Raw genomic sequence first — 24,252 nt, 5'->3', positions numbered from 1 at the left:
CAACTTTAGAAAACAGAAAACTTGTATTAAAAGTAAGAGGTGAGTGGTAAATGTTGAGCAAGTGTTTAAATAATGCGATTCAACGGTTAAACCTTTACACGATTCAACTATTTTTAACAGCTTAAGAAAACCGAAAACCGAAAACCGAAAACCGAAAACCGAAAACCGAAAACCGAAAATCGGGAAGTAAAAAGTAAGAGGTGAGAAGTGTTTGAATAATACGATTCAACGATTAAACTTTTTCACGATTAAACTTTTGTTTACAACTTTAGAAAACAGAAAACTTGTATTAAAAGTAAGAGGTGAGTGGTAAATGTTGAGCAAGTGTTTAAATAATGCGATTCAACGGTTAAACCTTTACACGATTCAACTATTTTTAACAGCTTAAGAAAACCGAAAACGGAAAACGGAAAACCGGGAAGTAAAAAGTAAGAGGTGAGTGGTAAGAGGTGAGAAGTGTTTGAACAATACGATTCAACGGTTAAACCTTTACACGATTCAACTTTTGTTTAAGATATTAGAAAACCGAAAACCGAAAACCGAAAACCGAAAACCGAAAACGGAAAACGGAAAACGGAAATTCCAAACTCAAAACGACTGCCGGGATACCCGGTCTTCAATTTCGGTGCGGGGGTGTATGCCATCAATAAACTCTACCGCCTCAACAACACGAACAAACAGATTTTCAGGACCCAGCATTTCGGTCACTCCGGTTTTAAAGAGAATATCCCGTGTAGGGCCTGTTGCGGCTGCAATCATCAATTGGATATCTTTTTCGCGAAGCTCTAAAATCAAATGCTTAAGAATATAAATCGCACTGCTGTCGATATAATTGATGGCTTCGGCATTGATGATTACGGTTTTTAGCTGAGGTCCCTTGCTCATAATGTGTTTATTGAGCTCGCTGTAGAAATAATCTTTATTGCCGAAAAATAACTGGGCGTCAAAGCGTACCACCAGAATATCCTTACGTTCAATGATGTCTGTTGCAAAACGGTTAACGTTTTTAAAATAGGTGGTGCCTTTAATCTGCCCCAAAACCGCCATATGTGGCTTTGAAGTTCGGTACACCATAAGCAGCAGGGAGAACAGCACGCCCAGAATAATTCCTTCCTGAATGCCCACGAACAGAGTAATCAAGAAGGTTACGATGAGCAGGGCAAACTCGTCTTTTTGATTTTTGTAGAGTTCTTTCGGGTATTTTAAATCGATCAGACTGGTGATTGCCAGCATAATGATTGAAGCGAGAATGGCATTAGGCAAATAGTAAAAAACCGGAGTTAGAAAGAGTAGGGTAAGCCCTACCAAAGCCGCACTAATTAATGCTGCCACGCCTGTTTTAGCCCCTGCCTGAAAATTAACCGCGGTACGGCTAAACCCCGCCGTGGTAGGATAACACTGAAAAAACGAGCCTACGATATTGCCGGTACCCAGCGCAATAAGCTCCTGATTTGGAACAAGCCTGCTGGTTTTCACTTTTTCTTCAAGGGCTTTGCCTATAGAAACCACTTCCATAAAGGCGATGAGCGCCATAGCCAGCGCCAGAGTGAAGAGTTGGCCCAGCTCAGACCAGGGAATTTCAGGCACCTGAAACCCGGGAAGCCCTTCAGGGATTTTACCTACCAATTGCAGACCATAATCGGTGATAGGCGTAAAATAAGCCAAAGCAATCCCCAGAATAACCACCACAATCGCTGTGGGAATCTGACTGTGTATGCGTTTGAGCAGGAGCATAATTCCAATTCCGCTGAGACCTACTACCACTGCCAGTGGATTGATCTGGTCTAGCTGCGAAAAAGTTTGTTTAAGAATGGGCAGGGTTTTGTTACTGCTTATGGAAATGCCCAGCAAATGCTTCAGCTGGCTGATCCCGATTATAAGTGCTGCGGCCGAGGTAAAGCCACTGATTACGGGGCGAGACAGAAAATTGACCAGAAACCCCATTTTCAGGAAACCCAGTAAAACCTGAATCGTTCCAATAAATAAGGATAGGAAAATTGCCATCGCGATGTAATTCTCAATCCCCGAAATCGAAAGCGCTCCCAGACCGGAAGCGATCAAAAGCGAGTCCATCGCCACCGGACCAATCGCGATTTGCCGCGAAGTTCCCATAATCGCATAGATGATTTGGGGAATCAGGGCAGCGTAAAGTCCGTAAACAGGAGGAAGGCCGGCGATCATCGCATAAGCCATACCTTGCGGAATAAGCATTATGCCTACCGTAAGCCCGGCAGAGATATCGCCGGAAAGATAGGTGCGTTTGTAGCGCGGCAGCCAGGTGAGTATGGGGAAGTAAGCTTTCAAATTTCGTTTTTTAAGACTGTAAAATTAACTGACGCCGGGCTGTTGACCGGTAACCTGAGTTACAAAGCTAAAAATAGCACTTTAGACTTAGAGCGCATAAATCCCAATTGCTAAATAAAAGTGCACCCGGCTAAAATTGTATATTTGGGGTCCATGAAAAAAGCTTTTGCCACGCTTATTGATTCCACGTTTTCGTTTTTGAAAGACAAACCCGTTTTGGTGGCGGTTAGTGGTGGTCTCGACAGCACGGTGCTTGCGCATCTGTGTCAGGAAACCGGGCTTGATTTTACCATTGCGCATTGCAATTTTAAGCTACGCGGAAGCGAAAGCGATGCCGATGCCGTTTTTGTATCGGAATTGGCTTCCGGCTTCTCCAAACCTGTTTTTATTCAGGCGTTTGATACCGAAGCCTTCGCAGCAGCGGAAAAGATTTCCATTCAAATGGCTGCGCGCGAACTGCGTTATTCCTGGTTTGAAGAGCTCTGCAACCGGCACGGTTTTGAATACATCCTGACGGCGCACCATGCGCAGGACGATCTGGAAACCTTCCTCATCAATCTGGGCAGGGGAACGGGCATCGACGGCCTAACCGGAATTCCGGAAACCAACAGGCGGGTAGTGCGGCCACTTTTAAACTTTTCGCGTGAGCAAATTAAAACCTATGCAGAAGAGCAAAGCATAAGTTGGCGCGAAGACAGCAGCAATGCTTCAGACAAGTACCTGCGCAATCACCTGCGGCATCACGCCATTCCGGCATTGACGGAAGCGAATGCCAATTTTTTAAACGGATTTCAAAATACACTGGCGCATCTTCGGGAATCTCAGGATTTACTTGAGGATTACACGGCCTTTTTATATTCGAAAATTGTAAATCAGTCTTTTAAAGGTTATGACCTGAGCATAACCGAATTGAAGAAAGTACCGCATACCAAAGCGGTTTTGTATCAATTGCTGAAGGGTTTTGGCTTTACCGCCTGGGACGACATTTATGCCCTGCTAGACGCGCAGTCCGGTAAATATGTGAGTTCGGGTGATTACCGGCTGATCAAAGACCGCGATGTTTTAATTCTTACCGAATTGAAAGCCGATACGCAGCAGGTTTATGAATTAGATTCTGAAGACAGCCTTTTGGCCCTGCCCGGTTTGACGCTCGTGCTGCAAAAGCCTGAAAATTTTGAGGATTGTAGTCCAAACGAGGCTATTTTTGACGCTAGCTTGCTTCACTATCCGCTTCGCGTGCGTAAATGGCAGGAAGGCGATGCGTTTTATCCCTTTGGGATGCAGGGCAAAAAGAAGAAGCTTAGTAAACTATTTAAAGATTTAAAATACTCTGCGGTTCAGAAAGAAGCCGTTTGGGTGGTGTGTTCCGGCGATGAAATCATCTGGGTTGTTAATGTACGCAGCGACGATCGTTTTAAAGTGACACAAGCTACCACCCGTTTTGTAAAAATAACTGCTCATTATGATTAAGCACATTACGTATCTTATTGCCTTTTTTTCTGTTTTAGCCATACAGGCTCAGGGTTTTGTACCCGGATCAGGAACACAGAATCCCGCTACCTGGGAGGCCAAAGTAAAACAACAGGATGCCACGCATTACCAATTGATTCTGGAGGCGCAGATAGAACCCGAATGGCACATCTACTCCCAGTTTACCGATCCTGCCGGGCCAATTCCCTTAGCCCTCGAGTTTCTAAAGGCCGGTGAAGATTTCACATTAGACGGTCCGGCTAAAGAAAGCGAAACCGAAGTGGTGTACAGCGATATTTTTGAGGTGGATGAAACTTTTTGGTCTGATACGGCCACAATAACTCAGGACATCACGCTAAAGAATGAAAATACCAAATTGGTCAAACTCATTCTGACCTATCAGGTGTGTAAGGAAGTATGCATCAACGAGGAGAAATACATTGTTTTTGATCTCGAAAACAAGAAAGGCACGGTGGTAGCCGATTTTAATGCTTTTGAATCTTTTGGCACCGCCAGCGAAGTCGAAAAGGAAGTAGACAAGATTGAGCCGGTTGAAAAAGTCGTGAAGCAGGAAGAGCAAAAAGACCTGTGGACGCTTTTTTTTGTAGCCTTTGCCTCGGGTTTTCTGGCGTTACTAACGCCCTGCGTCTTCCCGATGATACCAATGACGGTAAGCTTTTTTACCAAGCAAAGTAAAAATCTGGCCGTGGGTCGCCGCAATGCGATTTTATACGGAATCTTTATCGTGGTAATCTATGTTTTACTGGGCACCATCGTTACTGCGATTTTTGGCGCAGATGCCCTGAATGCACTTTCTACAAACGTCTGGTTTAACCTGATCTTTTTTGCATTGCTGGTGGTTTTTGCCATTTCTTTTTTCGGTGCTTTTGAGATTATGTTGCCCAACTCCTGGGCCAATGCCGTTGACCGTAAGGCAGATCGCGGCGGAATCATCGGTATATTTTTTATGGCACTGGCCCTGGCGATTGTTTCCTTCAGTTGTACGGGCCCTATCGTGGGTACGCTGCTGGTTCAGGCTGCTGCAGAAGGAGGTTTGGCGCCAATTATTGGTATGCTGGGCTTTTCGCTGGCCATTGCGATTCCGTTTGCGTTATTTGCCCTGTTTCCCGGTTTGCTGAATTCGCTACCGAAGTCCGGCGGATGGCTCAACTCGGTTAAAGTGGTTTTAGGCTTTTTAGAACTGGCGCTGGCTTTTAAATTTCTGTCGAATGCCGATTTGGTTTTACAGGCGCATATTTTGGAACGTGAAGTATTTCTGGCGATTTGGATTGCCCTGGGAATAGGATTGAGCCTGTATTTGTTTGGAAAACTTACCACAGCTCACGATTCACCATTACCTCATATTTCCACGGGAAGACTACTTCTGGGACTTTTTACGCTGACGTTTACGATTTACCTGGTTCCGGGTCTTTGGGGAGCTCCTTTAAAACTCATCAGCGGCTTTCCGCCTCCTATGAATTACAGCGAGTCGCCTTACGGCGTGGGGTATACCAAAGGAGGATCTGCCCTTCCGGACGGCGAGTTGCCCGAAGAGGCCGAGTTAGGACCCTATCAGCTTGTAACCTTTACCAATTATGAAGCCGGTTTGGCTTTCGCGAAAGCGGAAAACAAACCCGTACTACTCGATTTTACAGGAAAGGCCTGCGTAAACTGCCGCAAGATGGAAGAACGCGTTTGGGGTGAACCTCAGATTTTAGGGAAATTGCAACAGGATGTGGTGCTGATTTCACTGTTTGTAGATCTTAAGGAAAAATTACCGGAAGACGAACAGTACGTTAGTGAAACCACCGGAAAACGCATTCAGACGGTGGGCAATAAATGGAGTGATTTTCAAATTAGAAAATACCAGATCAACGCGCAGCCGTATTATGTGTTGCTTGATCCCAAAACGGAAACAGAACTGAATAAACCGGTGGGTTACACTCCCGATGTTGACGAATTTGAAGCCTGGCTTGAAGAGGGCATAGGTGCTTACACGAATTAATTTAAAAAGAAAATTTATGAATCATTTGCGATGTTTACTGGCTTTAGGCCTGCTTTTAGTAACAGGATCCCTGTTTGCCCAAACTCCCGAATATGTAAAGGAACATTACGACAAGCAGGAAGTCAGGATAAAAATGCGCGATGGTATAGCACTGCATACCACCATATATTCGCCAAAAGATAAATCTCAGGAATATCCCATCCTGATGATGCGTACGCCATACAGCTGCGCACCCTACGGAGCAGATGTTTTTAAAGGCCGAATAGGTCCCAATAAATATTTGGTTGAGGAAGGAAATATTTTTGTGCATCAGGATGTGCGCGGCCGCTGGAACAGTGAGGGCGTTTACGACAATATGCGCGCTTTTATCCCCAATAAAACCGGCGATCAGATAGATGAGGCCAGCGACACCTACGATACGATTGAATGGCTGGTGAATAATGTGGCAAACAATAACGGTAATGTGGGAACCTGGGGAATTTCGTATCCCGGTTTTTATGCGACCTATTCGCTATTGAGTGGCCATCCGGCGCTAAAAGCGGCTTCTCCACAGGCCTGTATTGGCGATTTCTTTTTTGATGATTTTCACCACAACGGAGCCTTTTTAGAAAGCTACTGGCGTGCGATTTCAGTGTTTGGTTATATGAAAACCGAACCTACAACCGAGGCCTGGTATCAATTTCCCGAATTGCCTTCCGAAGATCAGTATCAATTTTTTCTGGATGCAGGTCCGCTTACCAACCTTGATGAATATTACAAGGAAGACAACGTATTCTGGCAACAGATTAAAGACCACCCTAATTATGATGAGTTTTGGCGCAGTCGCGGAATCATTCAGCATCTAAAGGACATCAAACCTGCGGTAATGGTAGTGGGTGGTTTGTTTGATGCCGAAGATTTATACGGCCCCTTCAACACCTACCGAATGATTGAAGAAACCGGCGACAATTACAACATAATGGTTTTTGGTCCGTGGAGTCACGGCGATTGGAGCCGGACCAGTGAGCGTCAGGCTATTGGTAACGTCTATTTTGGAGATGGAATTTCAGACGATTTTCAGAAGAATTACGAGACCCGCTTTTTCAATCATTTTCTAAAGAATGACGGTAAAGGCAATTTAGATCTGCCCGAAGCTTCGATGTATGATACCGGTGCCCGCGAATGGGATAGTTATACCGAATGGCCTGCAGCAACTACTGAAAAAGTGCGTTACTTTTTGGGCGAAAATCAAACGCTGACGCAAACCGCCAATCCCGCTTTTGCCAATTCGTTTGTAAGCGATCCGTCAAAACCGGTTCCGTATTCCGAAGATATCAAAATGGTATTCACTCCCAGAAAATATATGACCGATGATCAGCGCTTTGCTGCCCGCAGACCTGATGTTTTGGTATTTGAAACTCCGGTTTTAACTGAAGATATGACTTTAAGCGGCGAGATTCTGGCAAAACTACAGGTAGCCACTACCGGTTCTTCGGCAGACTGGATTGTTAAGGTAATTGACGTGTACCCGTCAGACGCGCCAGATTATCCCGAAACTCAGAAATACCTCAAGATGGCCAACTATCATATGATGGTGCGCAGTGAGGTGATGCGCGGGCGTTTTCGCGAAAGCTTCAGCGACCCCAAAGCTTTTGAGCCGAATCAAAAAACTCCGGTTAACCTAACACTACAAGGTATTAACCACACGTTCTTAAAAGGGCATAAGCTGCAAATACAGATACAAAGTACCTGGTTTCCGCTTATAGACCGCAATCCGCAACAGTATGTGCCCAATATTTATAAGGCTGAAGCTAAAGATTTCAGCAAAGAGACCCATACCGTTTTTGGTGATTCAGAAATTGAGTTTAGCGTATTAAAATCTTAAAATGAAATCTACTTTTTTCTATTTACTATTCAGTTTTATCCTGATTTTTTCGTCCTGCAAAAACGAGCAGACTAATAATCTCACACCGGAAACCATCGCGCAAAACAGCCGGGAGCTTAATGCCTGGTTTGATGCCCAGTTTGATGCCGATGTTGCACAATCCCCACAATGGCAGACAGATCTGGGAATGAAAACCAACTACGGGCAGTGGGATGATATTTCGTCAAAACAAACCAGTGAAGAACTCGATCGCGCCAAAGAGCGTCTGAAATACCTGGAAAATGAGGTAGATCCTGAAGCTTTAGACTCGGCAACCACTTTGAGTTATAAACTCTACAAGCGCAATATGCAGCAGATTGTTGATGAGTATGAGTATCGTTTTTACAATTACCCGGTAAACCAGATGTACGGTCTGCATGCTGAGGTTCCTGCTTTTCTGATCAACAAACACCGTATTGATAGCATCCCAGATGCCGAAGCCTACATTAGCCGGATTAAAAATGTAAAACCCCTGTTTAACGAATTGCGCAATCAATTGGGCATACGGGAGAGCAATCTCATTGTACCGCCCAAATTTGTGCTGGATCACGTGCTTGAAGCCAGCAACAACCTGTTGAAGGGAAGACCTTTTGAAAAATCTTCAGATCAGATGCCGCTTTTGGCAGATTTTGAATCAAAAATCAACAAACTGGATATAGCAGAAGCTGAAAAAGCACGTTTGATGCAGGAGGTGACTGCAGCATTGGTAGACAGCCTGCAGCCCGCATATACCGAGCTGATTGCTTTCGTAGAAAATCAAAAGCAACGAGCGACCACAGATGACGGAGCTTGGAAATTTCCGCGAGGCGACAAGTTTTACCAGATAGCTTTAAACCGGGCTACCACGACCAGTATGACTGCTGAAGAAATTCACGAACTGGGACTTAATGAGGTTGCGCGTATTCACGGCGAGATGAAGGCGATTATGGAGCAAACCGGTTTTGAGGGTACGCTGCAGGAGTTTTTTGAGTTTATGCGTAACGACGACCGATTTTACTACGAAGATTCAGATGCCGGTCGCGAAGCCTATATGCAAAAGGCAACAGCCATCATAGACCAGATGCGGGGAAGACTTGATGAACTTTTCATCACCAAACCTGAGGCAGATATTGTCGTAAAACGGGTTGAGCCTTTTAGAGAAAAGAGCGCCGGTAAGGCTTTTTACAATTCGCCTGCACCAGACGGTTCACGTCCCGGAATTTACTATGCCAATCTTTATGATATCAAGGCAATGCCGAAATATCAAATGCAGGCATTGGCCTATCACGAGGGAATCCCCGGGCATCATATGCAGCTCGCCATCGCGCAGGAGCTGGACAGTCTGCCCAAGTTTCGAAAATTTGGCGGTTATACGGCTTATATAGAAGGATGGGGCTTGTATTGTGAGTATGTACCCAAAGAAATGGGGATGTATGATGACCCATATTCCGATTTTGGACGTCTTGCGATGGAATTGTGGCGGGCCTGTCGTCTGGTAGTCGATACCGGCATTCATGCTAAAAAATGGACCCGTGAAGAAGGAATTGCCTATTACAAAGAAAACACGCCAAATGCAGAAAGCGATTGCATTAAAATGGTAGAGCGGCATATCGTAATGCCGGGTCAGGCCACGGCGTACAAAGTAGGGATGAATAAAATACTCGAACTTCGTACCAAAGCTGAAGCTGAATTGGGAGAGGAGTTTGATATTCGGGAATTTCACGAAGTAGTGTTGGCCAATGGGGCAGTACCGCTTTCGGTTTTAGAAGATCTGGTGATCGAATATATCGGAACGAAAAAAAAGGAATAAAAAACCATACGTTTTAAAACGTTTAGGAGCAGGTCATTTTGACCTGCTTTTTTTATGCTTTAAAAAGAGTTCAAACCCCCTTGCGTAACTCATTAAAAGGCAGTTACTTGTAAAGAATTGATTTGCAGTCCTAAACCTTAAAACCACCTGACTTATGAAATGCTTTTATACTTTAATTTTTCTGGCATTTTGGAGTCAGATTTATGGACAAACCTTTTTTACTACAGATTATATCGCTTTGGCCGTACCGCAGCATTACGACGGGGATATTTATTTTATGAATTTAGAGACCCTGACTCAGGAAGTAAGGCCTATTTCTACCATACCCAATAACAGTGAGTTGTTATCGTCGTTTCCCAATTTGGTCTCAAACGTGACCGTGTATCAGGTTGAAAAGGACGGCGGTCTTACCATTGGCGGAATTGGGATTTCTGCGAAAAACGAAATTTATCAGGTGATTTATGATTTTTCGCAAACCCAGACTTTGGTATCCGAAGAGGAGGGGAAACCCAAATCGGTATTGATAGGAGTAGGGGTGCGTATGGTTGCCAAGGTCAAAACCCGAAAAGCAGGCATTAATCTTACCAACCCGTTTAGTCTGGTGGCCAATTCAAAAAACATAAGCGGCTCGCTTGAAGTGCGCGTGATAGGTCTTGCTTCTTCAAAAATCAATGATTTGATCCCTACAACGACCGATTTATCGCCGGCCTCAATTTCGGTGGCGCTGCAATCTATTGCGACCATCAAAACGCAGATGTATGCAGAAGAAACGATAGTCACCCCGCAATACATAGCCTTTAACCTGGGTGATGAAGCTTTGAAAAGAAACAATTTGGAAATCAATAAGCTCAACACCCTGCAACCTGCTGAAGCATCTTCTTCCAAAAAAGGGGATTGATTTACAAAACCTCCGCGGTCTTAGTCCCGCCTAAAATCTGTAGTTTTGAGGATTAACATCCCAAACTCCTGAATCTGGTTTGATTTATATTAGAATCTTATTTGTAGTACTGCTACTCTTTGAATTACGGTACAAAAAATTTAAATCCATACGCGATTTGATTTTTTGGATTGCCCTTGTGGCTATTTTTAGCTGGTTTGGGTATTTCATTTTTCTGATATTCAGAAAACGCATTCTCGTAAGACGCGATCGGTTCAATTTAGAATTTCCAAAACCGGGAAAGGATCAGATCGAATAGAGGTTAAGAATTTGCCGGGTAATTTTTATTTCCGGGAAGAAGGGTTTTAAAGCTTTAAAACCGATTTGCCCTAAAAAAGAAAAACACCTTGCTTTCGCAAAGTGCCTTTCACCCCTAAATTGTCAATGACGCTGTAAATATATTAAATAAACTTCACATCATTTTGGTCTATTTCCTACTAAATCGATTAATTTTATGGTATTTATATGTAAATCCCGCAATACTAGAAAACTATAAAAATTTTAAGATTGTGGGTGTTTGAATTTGCGATTTGTGTAAAAAAGAAAAACACCTTGCTTTCGCAAAGTGCCTTTCACCCCTAAATCATTAATCATTTAAAATCTAACTCCCCTATTAGTCAGATTAGAAATGGCATTAATTATTTCATTAATACAAAGTAAAAGTAGCTAATAGGTCTGCATGAGGAAAGGGGGAAATCCCCCCTTTTTTGATCTAAATAGGCTACTAAATCGTTTAATTTTTAATTTACGATTAATTTCGATGTCATTTTTGCCCCATCGCGCTCCATTTCAACAAGATAGAGACCGCTTTGTAGATTAGAAACATCTACTCGCTGCTCTGCTGGGTTTTCGAAAGACACTTCTTTAAGAAGAACTCCCTGAATACTGAATACGCGTACACGATCTACTCCCTGAGAAAGTGAAAAACTACCGTGGGTAGGGTTGGGGTAAATCATGAGCTTGTTAGTCTCTTTAGGTTCGGCAATACTTAGGTTTGCCGTTTTATTGCCATAAATACGATATTCCCCGGGTTGCAGGCTAATCGGGCTTGTGGTGTTTGTGACCTCATATTCTGCATTGGTCATTAAATTGTACCAGGTTCCTGTTTCCTGAAAGTTAGGGACGACAGACTGTGCTGTAACATTCAGATTTGCCAGTATGGTAATAAAATTAGGCTCTCCTTCTCCTGCTGCAGTAGTACTTAAATACACTTTTTTGGTAAGGTTTGAAGCCTGTTCTTCAATACTAAAGGTTGAGGTTTCAAAAATGGCAAGGCGCTTTTTAAGCAAAATCATACGCTGCCAGTTATCGTGCAGTGTCACGCGTTGTGCGTTGTCCAGATAATCCCATCCGTCTGGTTTAGGGCTCAGTTTGCAACTGTCGTTGCCGGGGACACTGCCGTCTTCACAGGTGAAAATGCTGATGTCATAACCCAGCTCTCCAAATTGCCAGATCATCTTGGGTCCCGGAACAGTAAAGAATACTGCTCCTGCGGCTTCCATTCGTTTAAGCGCAGTATTTACGTCTCTAACGGTATAGCTTCCGGAGCTGTTGCCGAATGCTAAATTCTTATACATCAGTCGCTCTTCATCATGGCTTTCCATATAGGTAACTGCAGCAGGATTGCTAAAGCCCTTACTTTTATAGGAAGAACCGCTTACGCCTGAATTTTCAGAATAACCCATTGTAGATTGATTGTAGGGGTCAGTTTGTTTATTCCAAAGCATAATGCCTTTTCCTTCAGACAAGCGGTAATCTGCCCATTGTTTTTCTTCGGTTGTACCGCCTAAATGCTCAAAAATGATGATAAAATCTTCATCTTTTTCCCATTGCATATCGGCATAGGTTTTCAATACGTCTACGCGGTCCTGCTGAAATGCATTGGTACAGCTTTCATCTGGAGCTGAACAGTTTTGGGTAAATCCTTTAGTCAAATCCCAGCGATAGCCGTCTATTTTAAATTCCTCAATCCAATACTGAGCAGTGCGCTTTACATAACTGCGAGTAGCTTCTTTACTGTGGTTAAAATCATTAAATACACTGTAGGAATGCGTGGCCGTTTGATTAAAAAACGGACTGTCGGCACTGGGTTGGCCACCTGTACCTCCATTACTGGTGTTATACATTCTAAAATAGGGGTTCTGACCTGTGGCGTGATTGTAGACCACGTCAATGATCACAGCCATTCCCTTTTCGTGGGCGGCATCTACCAGAGTTTTTAATGCATTTCGTGTACCGTAATACTTGTCAAGGGCCATATGAAACGCGGGATTGTAACCCCAGCTGTTGTTACCGTCAAATTCCTGAACAGGCATCAGTTCAATAGCGTTGATTCCCAGATTTTCGAGATAATCAAGACGATCGATCAGGCTTTGAAAGCTGTGAGCATCATCAAAATCCCGTAAAAGAACCTCATAGATTACCAGGTCTTCGCGTTTGGCCGGCGTGAAATCTGCGATCTTCCAGTTGTAAACGGCTTCATCACGTTCAATATAAGAAACAGAATTAGAAGTTTTTCCCACCGGATAAGCCGGAAGATCGGGAAATAGCGAAGCCTCAATGTATTGATCATCAAATTCATCAAGAATCAGTGTAGAGTAGGGGTCGGCTACGCTAATTGCATATTCAACCACATACTGATACAGTACATCCTGCGGTGTAGCCGAGTCAAAATTCAGTTTGATCCAATGTCGATCTGCTGCGGCATCATAGTTCATCAGATACGTGTTGTCTAATGACCAGTCATTCCCATTAAAATTACCTTTGACGTGTATAAATTCCTTGCCCGGTGCATAAAAGACCAGCGTGGCCTCATTTGGTTTTGAAGGATCAAAGTTAAAACCATCTTTCAATCCGGCAGGTACTGCTGCAGATGCGGGTGTAGGCTTTACCAGTGTTCTGAAGCTGCGTATCACAAGATTTGAAGTGCCGGTTTGGGTTACTTCAAGTCGGTAATCGGTATTGATATTGGGCGTTGTGGTAAACGAGTAGGAGGTCGTCGCATTTTGGGTATTAATCACTGTGCCGTTTGCCAGAAGCCTGAAATCTGCAGTCACTCCTGCAGTCGCTGTGATACTAAACGAAGCGCCTCCTTCAATACTGGTTGTGGTGTTTGCAGGAGCGGTAAGATTGACATTAAATGCACCTACATTTTTAATGATATCTGTTCCCTGTTGGGAACCATTCTGATTTTTTATCAAGTATCCAATTCGGGTTATTCCGGTAGCATCGTAGAATTCGGTAGGGGTAAGTGTATAAGAATACGTGCCGTCCCCATTATCAGTAAACCGGGCCGTTTCAGATGAATTGTTGAAGTTAGTACCCGTGGCATCGGGATTGTTGATTTGTTTACCGGTAGAATCAAAATGCCAGGCCCAGAGATAGACACCTCCTGTCCACGGAATATTTGAAGCGGTTAGCGTAATCTGCTCATTTTCTGCAAAAGGATCAGGGCTTATACTTACCGTCTGAGCGAGTAACCCCAGCGGTAAACAACCTAAAAGGAAGAGGAGTAGTTTTGTTTTCATAGTGTGGTTTTAAGCTAAAAAAAGGCCGTACGAGACGGCCTTTAATATGAAGTGGTTATTAGTTTCTGGGTATAAAAATATAGCCGCCTGTAAGGTCACTAAACCAAATATCATAGGTGCCGGCAGAAACCGGAATATTAGGACCGTTGTTTGAAGTCGCGAAGCCGCTTACCGCGGTGTTAGCTCCCCAACTTACATCCCATGCATTGTTAGCACGTATTTTAACCTGACCGTCAAACAGGGTGATATTATTTAAATACCACAGGTGCGGATCAAAAGTAGACTGTGTAAAATCGGTGTCATCACCTCCCCAGCCGGTATCATCACCTGTACGGCCAGAACCTATAAGACCCATAGCGCCATAGGTGGTTGCTCCGCCGGCATCATATGGAGTGATGCTGTATGTTCCGGTCTTGGTGTTTACATCCAAGGTGTAATAGCCTGTAGTAGAAACACTAAGTACATCAGGGTCAAACCCAAGTGCCTCGCTACTGGCAAAGTTGCCATTATTCAACCCCCATTGCGGTTGCCATTGGCCACGTACTTCAAGTAATTTAAAGGCATCGCCATTAAATTTACCGGTAAAGCGATACGCGTCTTTATTATCGGGAAGTCTTACAATTGCAGGGTTGTTGTTGTTGTTATCCCAGCCCGGAGCGGTGGCAGCACCTACTAAAAATAAGTCTGTAAAGGATTCATAAGTTGTCACCGTAAAAGGCACAACTTCTGATGTACGCACATTTTCGCCCGTATCTGTAGTGATTGTACCCACAATACGCATTTCCAAATCAAAATCTGCAGCTTCTTCAGCACCTAAGCTTAAAGCCAGATTATTCAATTGCACATTAGACAGATTATACTCACCGCCATTAGTGACACGGCCTACAGAAACAGGAGTTTCAAAATTGCTTCCGGCCGCAACCATTTGCAATTCATAAACTACAGAAACTTCAGTTCCTTCCCGTGAAAAATCGGTCCAGGCAACACTTAAAGCCTGCGCATCCGGATTTTCACCATCTAAAACAACAACAGCATCAGCCTCAGGGCTTGTGACTACAGGAGCCTCTACCGCATAAGGAGTGATGTTGTAGGTAAGGGACGAAGTCGTTTCGCCACCATTACTGATACGTACATAAACCGGACTTGGCTTGTAAGGCTCTAAACCTGCATCAAGTAGCATTTGGTTTAACTCCGAAACGCTTATTGTGAAATTGGTCTTGTCTGTTGAGCCCAGACTTACTTCGTTAGTGAATTCGGCATCAGTAGCCATAACCACCTCATAGGTAGCACCAGCATTTTCGGCAGTATTCCAGCTGATGGTTACAGCAGGGTTTTCCGGGAAAGAAGGATTCAAAACCAGATTTGCAAAGTTTGTGGCATTGATCTCAAAGGTACTTTCAGGTTCCGTAAGCACCAGATCTTCCGTATTATCACAGGCCATAAATGTGGTTGCTGCGAAAGCTATAAGGAAGCTGTATTTTAAAACTGTTTTCATACTTTTTATTTAGAAAAGTTAAGAGGAATCATCACATATTCTCCGGTGATATCATTAAACCAGATTTCATAATCATCTTTTACCGGCACCGGAATGCTTCCGCCATCAACTTCAGCAACACCCGAAAATTCAGTCGCACCACCATAGCTCATTCCATTTGCTGAAAAGGTAATCGAACCGGTTTCTAATGGAGTAGAGCGCACGTACCAGATATGTGGGTCAAAGGCCAATGCCGTTAAGACAACATTACCGCCTGTGTTTCCGGTAACGGTAACAGAACTGAAGGCATCAGGAACGTTTTCAACCTCTTTAAAGGAAAAGGTATTGTTTGCAAGATTTACCGTTAGCGTACGATATCCTGCTCTGGTAGATTCTATTGACGGAGGATCGGGCTGATCTTCGGTAGGTCTTAATTTAAGGTTACCGCCTTCAACACCATACTGTGGCGCCCAGGATCCACGCTGATCGAGAATTTTAAAGAAATCCTGATTGAATCTACCCGTGTACCGGTATAGGTTTTCATTAAAGGCATCTCTGAAAAGCACCGGATTGTTGTTGTCATTACTCCATCCCGGCGCAGTGGCAGCACCTACCAGATAGTAATCATCATAAGGATACGAGAAGTAGGGATACACCATAATTCCTATAGGCTCTGAATATTGAATTTCAGAATCACGGGTTCCTATTGACGACTGTACGCGTATATAGGCCTGTTGCCATTCAAAAGGTACAAAGCCCAGGTCATTTACGGCATTATTTACCGCGCTCATAGATAGTGTAGCCTCCTCTAAAGATGTGGTTGTAGCGTTTACAGAAGTTTCAAAATTCTGATTTGCCGCAAACTGAACCACATATTTTATGGGAGTGGGCATAGAATAAACAGCTTCAGACCAGCTGACGGTAACGGCAGGGTTACCTGGATTTGTCTGGTCTAACGCCACCCGGTTGATATCCAGATTGGCAACCAGTGGAGCTTCTTCTGAAGCTACACTTAATTTTTCATCTTCCTCACTGCACGAGGCTATGAGCAGCCCGGTGAGTAAAAACAAACTTCGTTTTAATGTTGTTATCATAGTTTACAATTTTCTAATTCTAATAGCCGGTGTTTTGCGAAAGGTTTGCATTGGAAGACAAACTCTGGTTGGGTACCGGAAAGCGATTTCTGAATTCAGGAATAGAAGTACCTGATTGGGGTCCGCCTTTGTAGGACCATAAATAGCTGCTGCCGGTATAGACTCCAAAGCGTATTAAATCCTGTCTGCGGTGACTCTCCCAGTATAATTCACGCGAGCGTTCATCCAGTAAAAAGTCTAGCGTAAGTTGTGCCTGGGTGATATTGCCCGAAGTATCCCCAAACGCACGCTCGCGCAGGTCGTTTACGTATTGCAGCGCCAGGCTTTCTGAACCACCACCTCCGCGCAGTACGGCTTCCGCATACATTAAGAGTACGTCTGCATAACGAAACAACGGATAATCAGTATCGGTAAAAGTACGGTCGCTACCAGAACCACCGGTTGAGGTACGGTTTGAAAACTTGGTGATCAAATATCCCTGTGCTGTATTGCCAATATTATCAATTTCTATAGGACGATCCTGAGTAATAAGGGTATTACGGGCATCATTTTGATACAAGGGGTTTGCAGTAAACAGACGTGCAAACTCGGGTCTTACGCGGAATAAACCACCAAAACCGGTTGGGTTTACGCCCAGGCTTTCCCCGTTGTTTTCAGGAATTCCCACCTCACCCTGAATGATGATCGTGGTACCACCATAATTCTGCGTTCGTGCACCATCATTAACTACAGGGAAAATGATTTCATTTTGAGCGCCGTTAGAATTGTTATCTGCCATAAAGTTAAACAGATAATTAGGGGTAAGGCTGTAGCCACTTCCAATAAGGGTCTCACATACTTCAACACAATCTGCATAACGCGCAGTACCTGTGTACACCTCGGCGTTTAGGTAAAGCTTGGCCAAAAGCATATTAGCAACACCCTGATCAACGCGTGCATATTCGTTTTGACGTGCAGCTACCAGATTAGGCAGCGCTTCGGTCAATTCGGTTTCGATATAAGTGAAAAGTTCGCTGCCGGTGATTTCAGGAACCTGATCAAACCCTACGGCGTCATTTTCGGTTACAAAAGGAGCTTTTCCAAACATATCAAGCAGGTGATAGTTAGCCAAAGCTCTCAAAACACGGGCTTCTGCACGGTAAACCTGAATGTCTTCGGCCAGGGTTCCACTAACCCCTCTGCTGCTTAGCTTTTCAGAAGTAGTTTGTCTAAGAAATTCGTTTGCCAAAGCGATCTCATAGGAGGCCCGGGCAAATACCCCAAGAATCAACGGATTGTCTGAACTCCAGGTGTTGCGCTGCATACCGCGTAATCCCGGGTCGTTTTCATAGGTCCAGATCACTTCATCGGTAGACAGGTTTTGCAGGTTAAACAAACCGCGTATGTACTGCCCGGTACCGGCGTCAAGACCGGCGATGTTAGAACCTCCCGGATCGGTGGTACTTGTTAAACTCAGGTTAGCGTAAACCCCGGCAAGCGCTTGTTTATAGGCTCCTTCGGTCTCAAAGAAACCATCAGCAAGCAGCTCATCGTCATCCTGAGGAGTAACGTCTAAGTCCGATTCGCACGAAAGGAATGCACCTCCCAGGAGAAGCAAACAGGCGAATGTTTTTAATTTGAGCATATTTTTTAGTTTAAAATCCATAATTCAATCCAAATAAGAAGGTGCGACCACGTGGGAAGATGGTATTGTCTACACCGTTGTTAGTTATTTCAGGGTCAAGACCTGAATAGTCTGTTATTACAAATACATTTTGAACCCCGGTCCATAAGCGTAAAGTTCCTTTACCCATTTTATCCTCGTCAAAAGTGTAACCCAGAGTGATGTTATCCATTCTAAGGAAATCTGCATCTTCTAAATAATAATCAGAAAGAATCACATCCGGAGTATTCACAAAATCAGATTCTAAAACCTGAGTAGGAACGTTGTTTAATACCGTTCTAAACACGTTGCCATACTGCGCATTACCTGAATTCACGTTGTTGTAAATATCATTTCCAAAGCTGGCACGCATATTAAAACTGAAATCCCAGTTCTTGTAATTCATAGAAGATTGAAAGCCCATGGTAACATCTGCACGGCCATTGCCGGCGATGTATTTATCATCATCGTTTAGGATGCCATCGCCGTTTACGTCAACATAAGCACCTTCTATAGGTTGACCTGCTGTATCGTAAAGCTGACGGTAAACAAAGAACGAGTTAGGAGCAAAACCCTGACGCTGAACCTGTATGGTGTTACCGGTACCTCCGGCAATACCCTGTACCAGAATGTCCTGACCAAAAGCAAGACGATCTATCTCACGGTCTATATAGGTTACGTTGTAATTGACATTCCAGTTAAAGTCTTCATTGGAAGCCAGATTATAATCCACAACAAATTCAATACCCTGAGTGGTAAATTTACCGATGTTCTGGAAGCCCTGATTAGAGAAGTTCACTCCATCAGGTACAGGTGCCTGAGAAAGCAAATCATCAGATTCTTTACGGAAGAAATCAAGCGAACCGCTTAGTTTTCCGTTTAAGAAGCCATAATCCAGACCCAGGTTGTATTCGGTTATTTCTTCCCATTTAATACCTGCATTACGGTAGAAGGGCTGACCAATGGTGTAATACTGATCACCAAACTGGTATTGCGAAATGGCGTTACCCAGACCGTATCGGGCAAGATAGTCATATGCAGAGCCAATGTCCTGCTGCCCGGTAATACCATAGCCCGCTCTTAATTTCAATAGACTGACTGTATTTGATTCTTTTAAGAAATCTTCATCAGATAGTTGCCACGCACCGGAGATCGCAGGGAAATACCCAAAGCGCTCATCCTCACCAAATCTTGAAGTACCATCGCGGCGTATCGAAGCGCTTAAGAAATACTTCTGTTTGTAGTTAAAGTTACCACGGGCGAAATAAGCCAGTAAAACCACATCCGGATCTAAAGTAAGCTCCGGTGGAGCGGCATTTGGGTCTCTTACGTTTCCTGTTGTAAAGTTTTCATTCTCAAAAATCTGATAGGAATAACCGGCAGTTATTTCGGTATTGAAATCTCCAAAAGCTTTGGTATGCACCAGATAGGCATCTAACAAGCGGTTAGACGATTTAAAGTCGGTATCTGAGCGATTTCCCAATTCTTCACCTTCCTGAGCGTTTGTTCCTAAAGCACTGTTTCGGTCTATTTCAAAAAAGCGGTCAGACTCACTGTTGTCGATCCCCAGGTTTACCACGGCGCGTAAGGGCTCATAAAACGGAAGCTTATAGTCTACTTTAAAGTTTCCGTAGTAGCGGCGTACGCTGGCAATATCCTGTGTTTGCATCAATTGGGCAACCGGGTTGCGCGGTACGTTTCCTAAAACGATACCATTTTCATCACGGTATTCATAGAAGCCTCCATAACGCGAAGTTGGATCATAAATAGGCTGAGTAGGGTTAAACTGAAAAGCATTTCCTTCCACACCCGGAGCAAAGCGGTTGCGCTCCCAGCTTAAGTTGGCATTGAAATCAATTTTTAAAGACCCGTCAAAAAAACGTGGGTTAAGCGAAAGCGATGTAGTGGTACGCTCAAAAGAAGAGGTTTTACGTAAACCTTCCTGATCGGCACGGCCTATTGAAAGTCGTGCAGGCAGATTACCTGCAAGATTACCACTTACCGAAAGGTTATGCTGAGAGGAAAACGCATCCTGATAGATTGCATCCTGCCAGTCTGTATTGGCATTACCCAGGAATCCGGTTTGATTGGGGAAACGCTCATTGATAAGGCTTCGGTACTCGTTCGCATTAAAAATGTCAATTTTATCGGTAAGACGGGCAACACTGGCCTGGCTGTCAAAATTTACTTTTAAGCCCTGTTTTCCTTTTTTGGTGGTAATAATAATTACCCCGTTAGCACCCCGGTTCCCATAAATCGCAGCTGCGGAAGCATCCTTTAAAACCGAAAAGGATTCGATATCGGCAGGGTTTATTGAAGACAGCACCGAACGTCCGCCACTGGCCACATTATTAATAGGAAGGCCGTCGATAACGATCAACGGGTTGTTTGACGCATTAAGAGAGGCACCCCCGCGGATTCGTATTTCAGAACCTGCACCCGGTGAACCCCCGGTATTGATGGTAAGACCGGCAACGCGACCATTTAAAAGATTTTCTGCGGTTACGTTATTCCCTTTGTTGAAGTCTTTTTCACCAACAAGAGAAACAGACCCGGTCAAATCTTTCTTGGTTGTAGTACCATAACCAACCACTACGACGGCATCAAGTTCTGCGGCATCTTCGGTCAGGGTTACATCAATGTTTGACTGGCCCGTAAACGGAATCGTTTGAGTTCTAAAACCCAAATACGAAAAACTAATCGTTGCTCCATCACCTACACCGGTTAGCGTGTAGTTACCATCAAAGTCTGTTGTTGTACCATTTGTTGTTCCTTCAACAAGAACATTCACTCCGGGAATTGGCATTTGCCCGGTAGCATCAACTACTGTTCCCTTCACTGTTGATTGCGCAATCGATGTAATTGGCAAAAACAGCAAGAGAAACAATACTCCTTTTAATAAAATTTTCATAAAATTGTTTGAATTGAACTGCGTTTTTGTGTTAGTTTACTCTATTTTTTCACTTCACATTGCGAATTTAGCAAATGAGGTTGTTAATATTGTATAGATTGCAGTTCTACAACTAACTCTAACGTTAGAGTGTTGAAAAGTTTTAAAATTCAGATAACCTGAAAAATTCTGGCTTTTTTCTAAAAATTGGGAAAGGTTTATGTTAACCCGAATGCAGCTATGAAACGAAAAATTACCTTAAAGGATATTGCTAAAGAACTGGATGTCTCGATCTCTACGGTCTCTAAATCGCTCAAAAACAACCCGGAAATAGGCGAGGACACCCGGCAGAAAGTTCAGGCTTTTGCCAAGCTTTACAATTATAAACCCAATAATATTGCGGTTAGCCTGCTCAATCAGCGCACCAAACACATCGCTCTCATCATCCCCGAAATTACCCACGACTTCTTTACCACAGTGCTTAAAGGTGTTGAGGAAGTGGCGCATCAACGCGGCTATAATGTTTTGGTGTGTGTTTCCAACGAATCTTTTGAGAAAGAGGTACTCAGTATGGAAATGTTTGCGCAGGGCGGAATTGTAGACGGTTTTATCATTTCACTTTCTAAAGAAACGCAGCTAAAAGACGACTATAAGCATCTGGTTGAGGTCGAAAATCAGGGAATGCCTCTGGTAATGATAGATCGCGTTACCGATAAGGTCATAAGCGATAAAGTGATTGTAGACGATATGCGCGGAGCCTATACTGCCGTGAGTCACCTGGTCGAAAAGGGATGCCGCCGCATCGCGCTGATCACAACACAAGACCACATCAGCGTAGGGTATCTGCGAAAAGAGGGCTATAAAAAAGCGCTGGCCGATCACGATCTTGCAGTGGCAGACGCGCTCATCGTTACGGTAGATCACGTTGATGAAGCAGAAGATAAGATACGTCAACTCGTTACTAACGAAATCTTTGATGCGGTTTTGGGAGTAAATGAAATCTTTGCGGTTATTGCGATGAAACTGCTTCAGGAAGCCGGTAAGACTATACCTGATGAGGTTGCCATTATTGGGTTCTCAGACGGAAAATTGCTAAAGTATGCAACCCCCAGTATAACAGCGGTAGACCAGCACGGGGTTGAGATTGGTAAAGCCGCTGCCGGTATGCTTATAGAACGTTTAGAATCTGACGTTACCGAGGAAAATTTCAGAACCACCGTAATCACCACTTCACTGGTAGAGCGGGATTCAACCAACCTCAATTGAAATCCTGAGCAATACGTATAATTGTTTATATTTACGCTCACTTTTCATTTCACACACGAATTTTAGTCTAAACCCTACTGGGGTAAAACGGTGTATATGAAAAACTTTTCTTTAGGTATTCTCTTAGTATTTTCGGTAATGGCTCAGGCTCAGATAGCACGTGTTGAACCGCCCTTCTGGTGGGAAGGTATGCAACGCGACAGTTTGCAGCTTCTGGTGTACGGTAAGGATATCGCTTCGTACGAGGTGGAAGCTTCGGCAGAAATGCCCATTCTTGAAGTAACCAAAACCGAAAATCCCAACTACCTTTTTGTAACCATCAACAGTGCTTCGGTCGGAGCAGGCGATTACGAGCTCCGCTTTCAAAAGGAGGGAAGCCCACAAATTAAACAGCCTTATTCCTTTAAAAAACGGCGGGAACATTCCGCTTTGCGAAAAGGTTTTGACAATGCAGACCTGATCTATTTACTGATGCCCGATCGGTTTGCAAACGGTAACCCGGCAGGCGACTCGCATCCTAGAATGGTCGAAAAGGCAGATCGCACCAAACCCGGCGGCCGTCACGGTGGCGATATCAAAGGAATCATAGACCATCTCGATTATTTAAAAGATCTGGGCGCGACTGCGATCTGGAGTACGCCGCTTTGTGAAGATGATGACGAGGCTTATTCCTATCACGGCTATGCCCAGAGCGATGTTTACGCTATAGACCCGCGTTACGGCAGCAACGAAGACTATGTGCAGCTTTCTGCCGAATTGCACAAACGCGGAATGAAGCTCATTCACGATTATGTGACCAATCATTGGGGCCTGCAACACTGGATTATTCAGGATTTGCCAACGCGAGACTGGATTCACCAGTTTGATGCGTTTACCAATACCAACCATCGTATGACCACGCAATTTGACCCCTACGCGGCGCAAATTGATCAAAAAATCTATGAGGAAGGCTGGTTTGTACCCACAATGCCCGATTTGAATCAAAACAATCCGCTGGTGCTCAACTACCTCATTCAGAACGCCATTTGGTGGGTTGAATATGCAGATTTAGACGGCTTGCGGGTAGATACCTACAGTTACAATCACAAGCAGGGCATCGCCAAATGGACCAAAGCTTTGATGGATGAGTACCCCAATTTTAATATCGTAGGAGAGGTCTGGCTACACGATTCCGCTCAAATCGCCTATTGGCAAAAAGACAGTAAAATAGGGGCCTTACAGGATTACAACACCCATTTACCTACCGTGATGGATTTTACCCTGCATGACGCGCTAGACAAGATATTTGTGGAAGAGGAACAATGGGATCAGGGCGTCACCCGCGTCTATGAGAATTTTGTAAACGATTTATTCTATCCAAATCCCAACAACATTCTGGTCTTTGCCGAAAATCACGACACCCAGCGTTTCAACACCCGCGTAAAGGGCGCTTTTGAAGATTATAAACTGGCGATGAGCCTTATCTGCACCACCCGTGGGATCCCGCAGGTGTACTACGGCAGTGAGATTGGCATGCAGGGCGATAAAAATAAAGGCGATGGTGATATACGGCACGATTTTCCGGGAGGGTGGCCGGCAGACAAGCAAAACGCCTTTCTTCCGCAAAGCGAAAAAAACGGCCGTAATGCCTATCAGGAGCAGTACTTCAACTTTTCGAAGAAGTTGTTTAACTGGCGAAAAGCCAATCCTGTAGTACATACCGGTAAACTGCTGCAGTATGTTCCCGATAAAAATCTATATGTTTATTTCCGCTACAATGCGGAAGGAGACCGGGTGATGGTGATCTTAAACCTGAGCAGAAAAAAGCAAACGCTCGATTTAAAGCGTTTTGCCGAAGGACTGGCGGGGCATAAGCAGGGTCTCGAACTGCTTACGGGAAAAGCGCTTCAGCTGACTGATACGCTTTCGGTGATGCCGCGAACGCCAATGATCATCAATTTAACGCGCTAGT

General features: G+C 44.1%; 13 protein-coding genes. 7 read left to right on the top strand and 6 right to left on the bottom strand.

What is annotated here, in order from left to right; all coding sequences use genetic code 11:
* Window positions 1-588: 588 nt before the first annotated feature.
* Window positions 589-2,304 carry a SulP family inorganic anion transporter gene (locus ACSSS3_RS18205; RefSeq protein WP_228229379.1) on the bottom strand — a complete coding sequence of 572 codons (1,716 nt, stop codon included), beginning with the start codon at window positions 2,302-2,304 and terminating at the stop codon, window positions 589-591.
* Between the two features lie 153 nt (window positions 2,305-2,457).
* Between ACSSS3_RS18205 and tilS the strand changes: the two genes are divergently transcribed.
* The 5 genes from tilS to ACSSS3_RS18180 all read left to right on the top strand — a co-directional run bounded on the left by tilS (window position 2,458) and on the right by ACSSS3_RS18180 (window position 10,369).
* A complete protein-coding gene (gene tilS / locus ACSSS3_RS18200; protein WP_442845837.1) occupies window positions 2,458-3,774 on the top strand; it encodes a tRNA lysidine(34) synthetase TilS in 1,317 nt (438 codons plus the stop codon).
* Window positions 3,767-5,779 carry a cytochrome c biogenesis protein CcdA gene (locus ACSSS3_RS18195; protein WP_442845836.1) on the top strand — a complete coding sequence of 671 codons (2,013 nt, stop codon included), beginning with the start codon at window positions 3,767-3,769 and terminating at the stop codon, window positions 5,777-5,779. The genes tilS and ACSSS3_RS18195 overlap by 8 nt, the downstream gene beginning before the upstream one ends.
* Before the next feature lie 16 nt (window positions 5,780-5,795).
* The gene (locus tag ACSSS3_RS18190) at window positions 5,796-7,643 is read left to right on the top strand and encodes a CocE/NonD family hydrolase (RefSeq protein WP_442845835.1); all 1,848 of its coding nucleotides are present in this window, start codon (window positions 5,796-5,798) and stop codon (window positions 7,641-7,643) included.
* 1 nt (window position 7,644) lies between these two features.
* Window positions 7,645-9,471, top strand: a complete 1,827-nt coding sequence (locus ACSSS3_RS18185) for a DUF885 domain-containing protein (RefSeq protein WP_442845834.1) — start codon at window positions 7,645-7,647, stop codon at window positions 9,469-9,471.
* Window positions 9,472-9,625: 154 nt separating this feature from the next.
* The gene (locus ACSSS3_RS18180; protein WP_442845833.1) at window positions 9,626-10,369 is read left to right on the top strand and encodes a hypothetical protein; all 744 of its coding nucleotides are present in this window, start codon (window positions 9,626-9,628) and stop codon (window positions 10,367-10,369) included.
* Window positions 10,370-11,148: 779 nt separating this feature from the next.
* On the opposite strand, the gene ACSSS3_RS18175 is transcribed toward ACSSS3_RS18180, so the two are convergent.
* Genes ACSSS3_RS18175 through ACSSS3_RS18155 form a run of 5 tightly spaced genes read right to left on the bottom strand, consistent with a single transcriptional unit; the run spans window position 11,149 to window position 21,056 of the window.
* Window positions 11,149-13,935, bottom strand: coding sequence for an alpha-amylase family glycosyl hydrolase (locus tag ACSSS3_RS18175; RefSeq protein WP_442845832.1), 2,787 nt, complete (start codon window positions 13,933-13,935; stop codon window positions 11,149-11,151).
* Window positions 13,936-13,993: 58 nt separating this feature from the next.
* The gene (locus ACSSS3_RS18170; RefSeq protein ID WP_442845831.1) at window positions 13,994-15,430 is read right to left on the bottom strand and encodes a SusE domain-containing protein; all 1,437 of its coding nucleotides are present in this window, start codon (window positions 15,428-15,430) and stop codon (window positions 13,994-13,996) included.
* A gap of 5 nt (window positions 15,431-15,435) precedes the next feature.
* Window positions 15,436-16,503 carry a SusE domain-containing protein gene (locus ACSSS3_RS18165; RefSeq protein WP_442845830.1) on the bottom strand — a complete coding sequence of 356 codons (1,068 nt, stop codon included), beginning with the start codon at window positions 16,501-16,503 and terminating at the stop codon, window positions 15,436-15,438.
* Window positions 16,504-16,522: 19 nt separating this feature from the next.
* Window positions 16,523-18,127: a RagB/SusD family nutrient uptake outer membrane protein gene (locus ACSSS3_RS18160; protein WP_442845829.1), complete on the bottom strand. Its 1,605-nt coding sequence runs from the start codon at window positions 18,125-18,127 to the stop codon at window positions 16,523-16,525.
* Between the two features lie 10 nt (window positions 18,128-18,137).
* The gene (locus tag ACSSS3_RS18155; RefSeq protein WP_442845828.1) at window positions 18,138-21,056 is read right to left on the bottom strand and encodes a SusC/RagA family TonB-linked outer membrane protein; all 2,919 of its coding nucleotides are present in this window, start codon (window positions 21,054-21,056) and stop codon (window positions 18,138-18,140) included.
* A 219-nt stretch (window positions 21,057-21,275) separates the two neighbouring features.
* Here ACSSS3_RS18155 and ACSSS3_RS18150 point away from each other — a divergent pair, with 219 nt between their 5' ends.
* Together ACSSS3_RS18150 and ACSSS3_RS18145 are read left to right on the top strand one after the other, a co-directional pair.
* Window positions 21,276-22,301 (top strand): LacI family DNA-binding transcriptional regulator, encoded by a 1,026-nt coding sequence (locus ACSSS3_RS18150; protein ID WP_442845827.1) that lies wholly within the window; start codon window positions 21,276-21,278, stop codon window positions 22,299-22,301.
* 96 nt (window positions 22,302-22,397) lie between these two features.
* Window positions 22,398-24,251, top strand: coding sequence for a glycoside hydrolase family 13 protein (locus tag ACSSS3_RS18145; protein ID WP_442845826.1), 1,854 nt, complete (start codon window positions 22,398-22,400; stop codon window positions 24,249-24,251).
* Window position 24,252 lies beyond the last annotated feature (1 nt).

Origin of the sequence: Leeuwenhoekiella sp. H156 (genome assembly GCF_052218455.1) — a bacterium.
Lineage (GTDB): Bacteria > Bacteroidota > Bacteroidia > Flavobacteriales > Flavobacteriaceae > Leeuwenhoekiella > Leeuwenhoekiella parthenopeia.
Note: the sequence above shows the minus strand (reverse complement) of the source record. Positions and strands in the feature narration are given on the sequence as shown.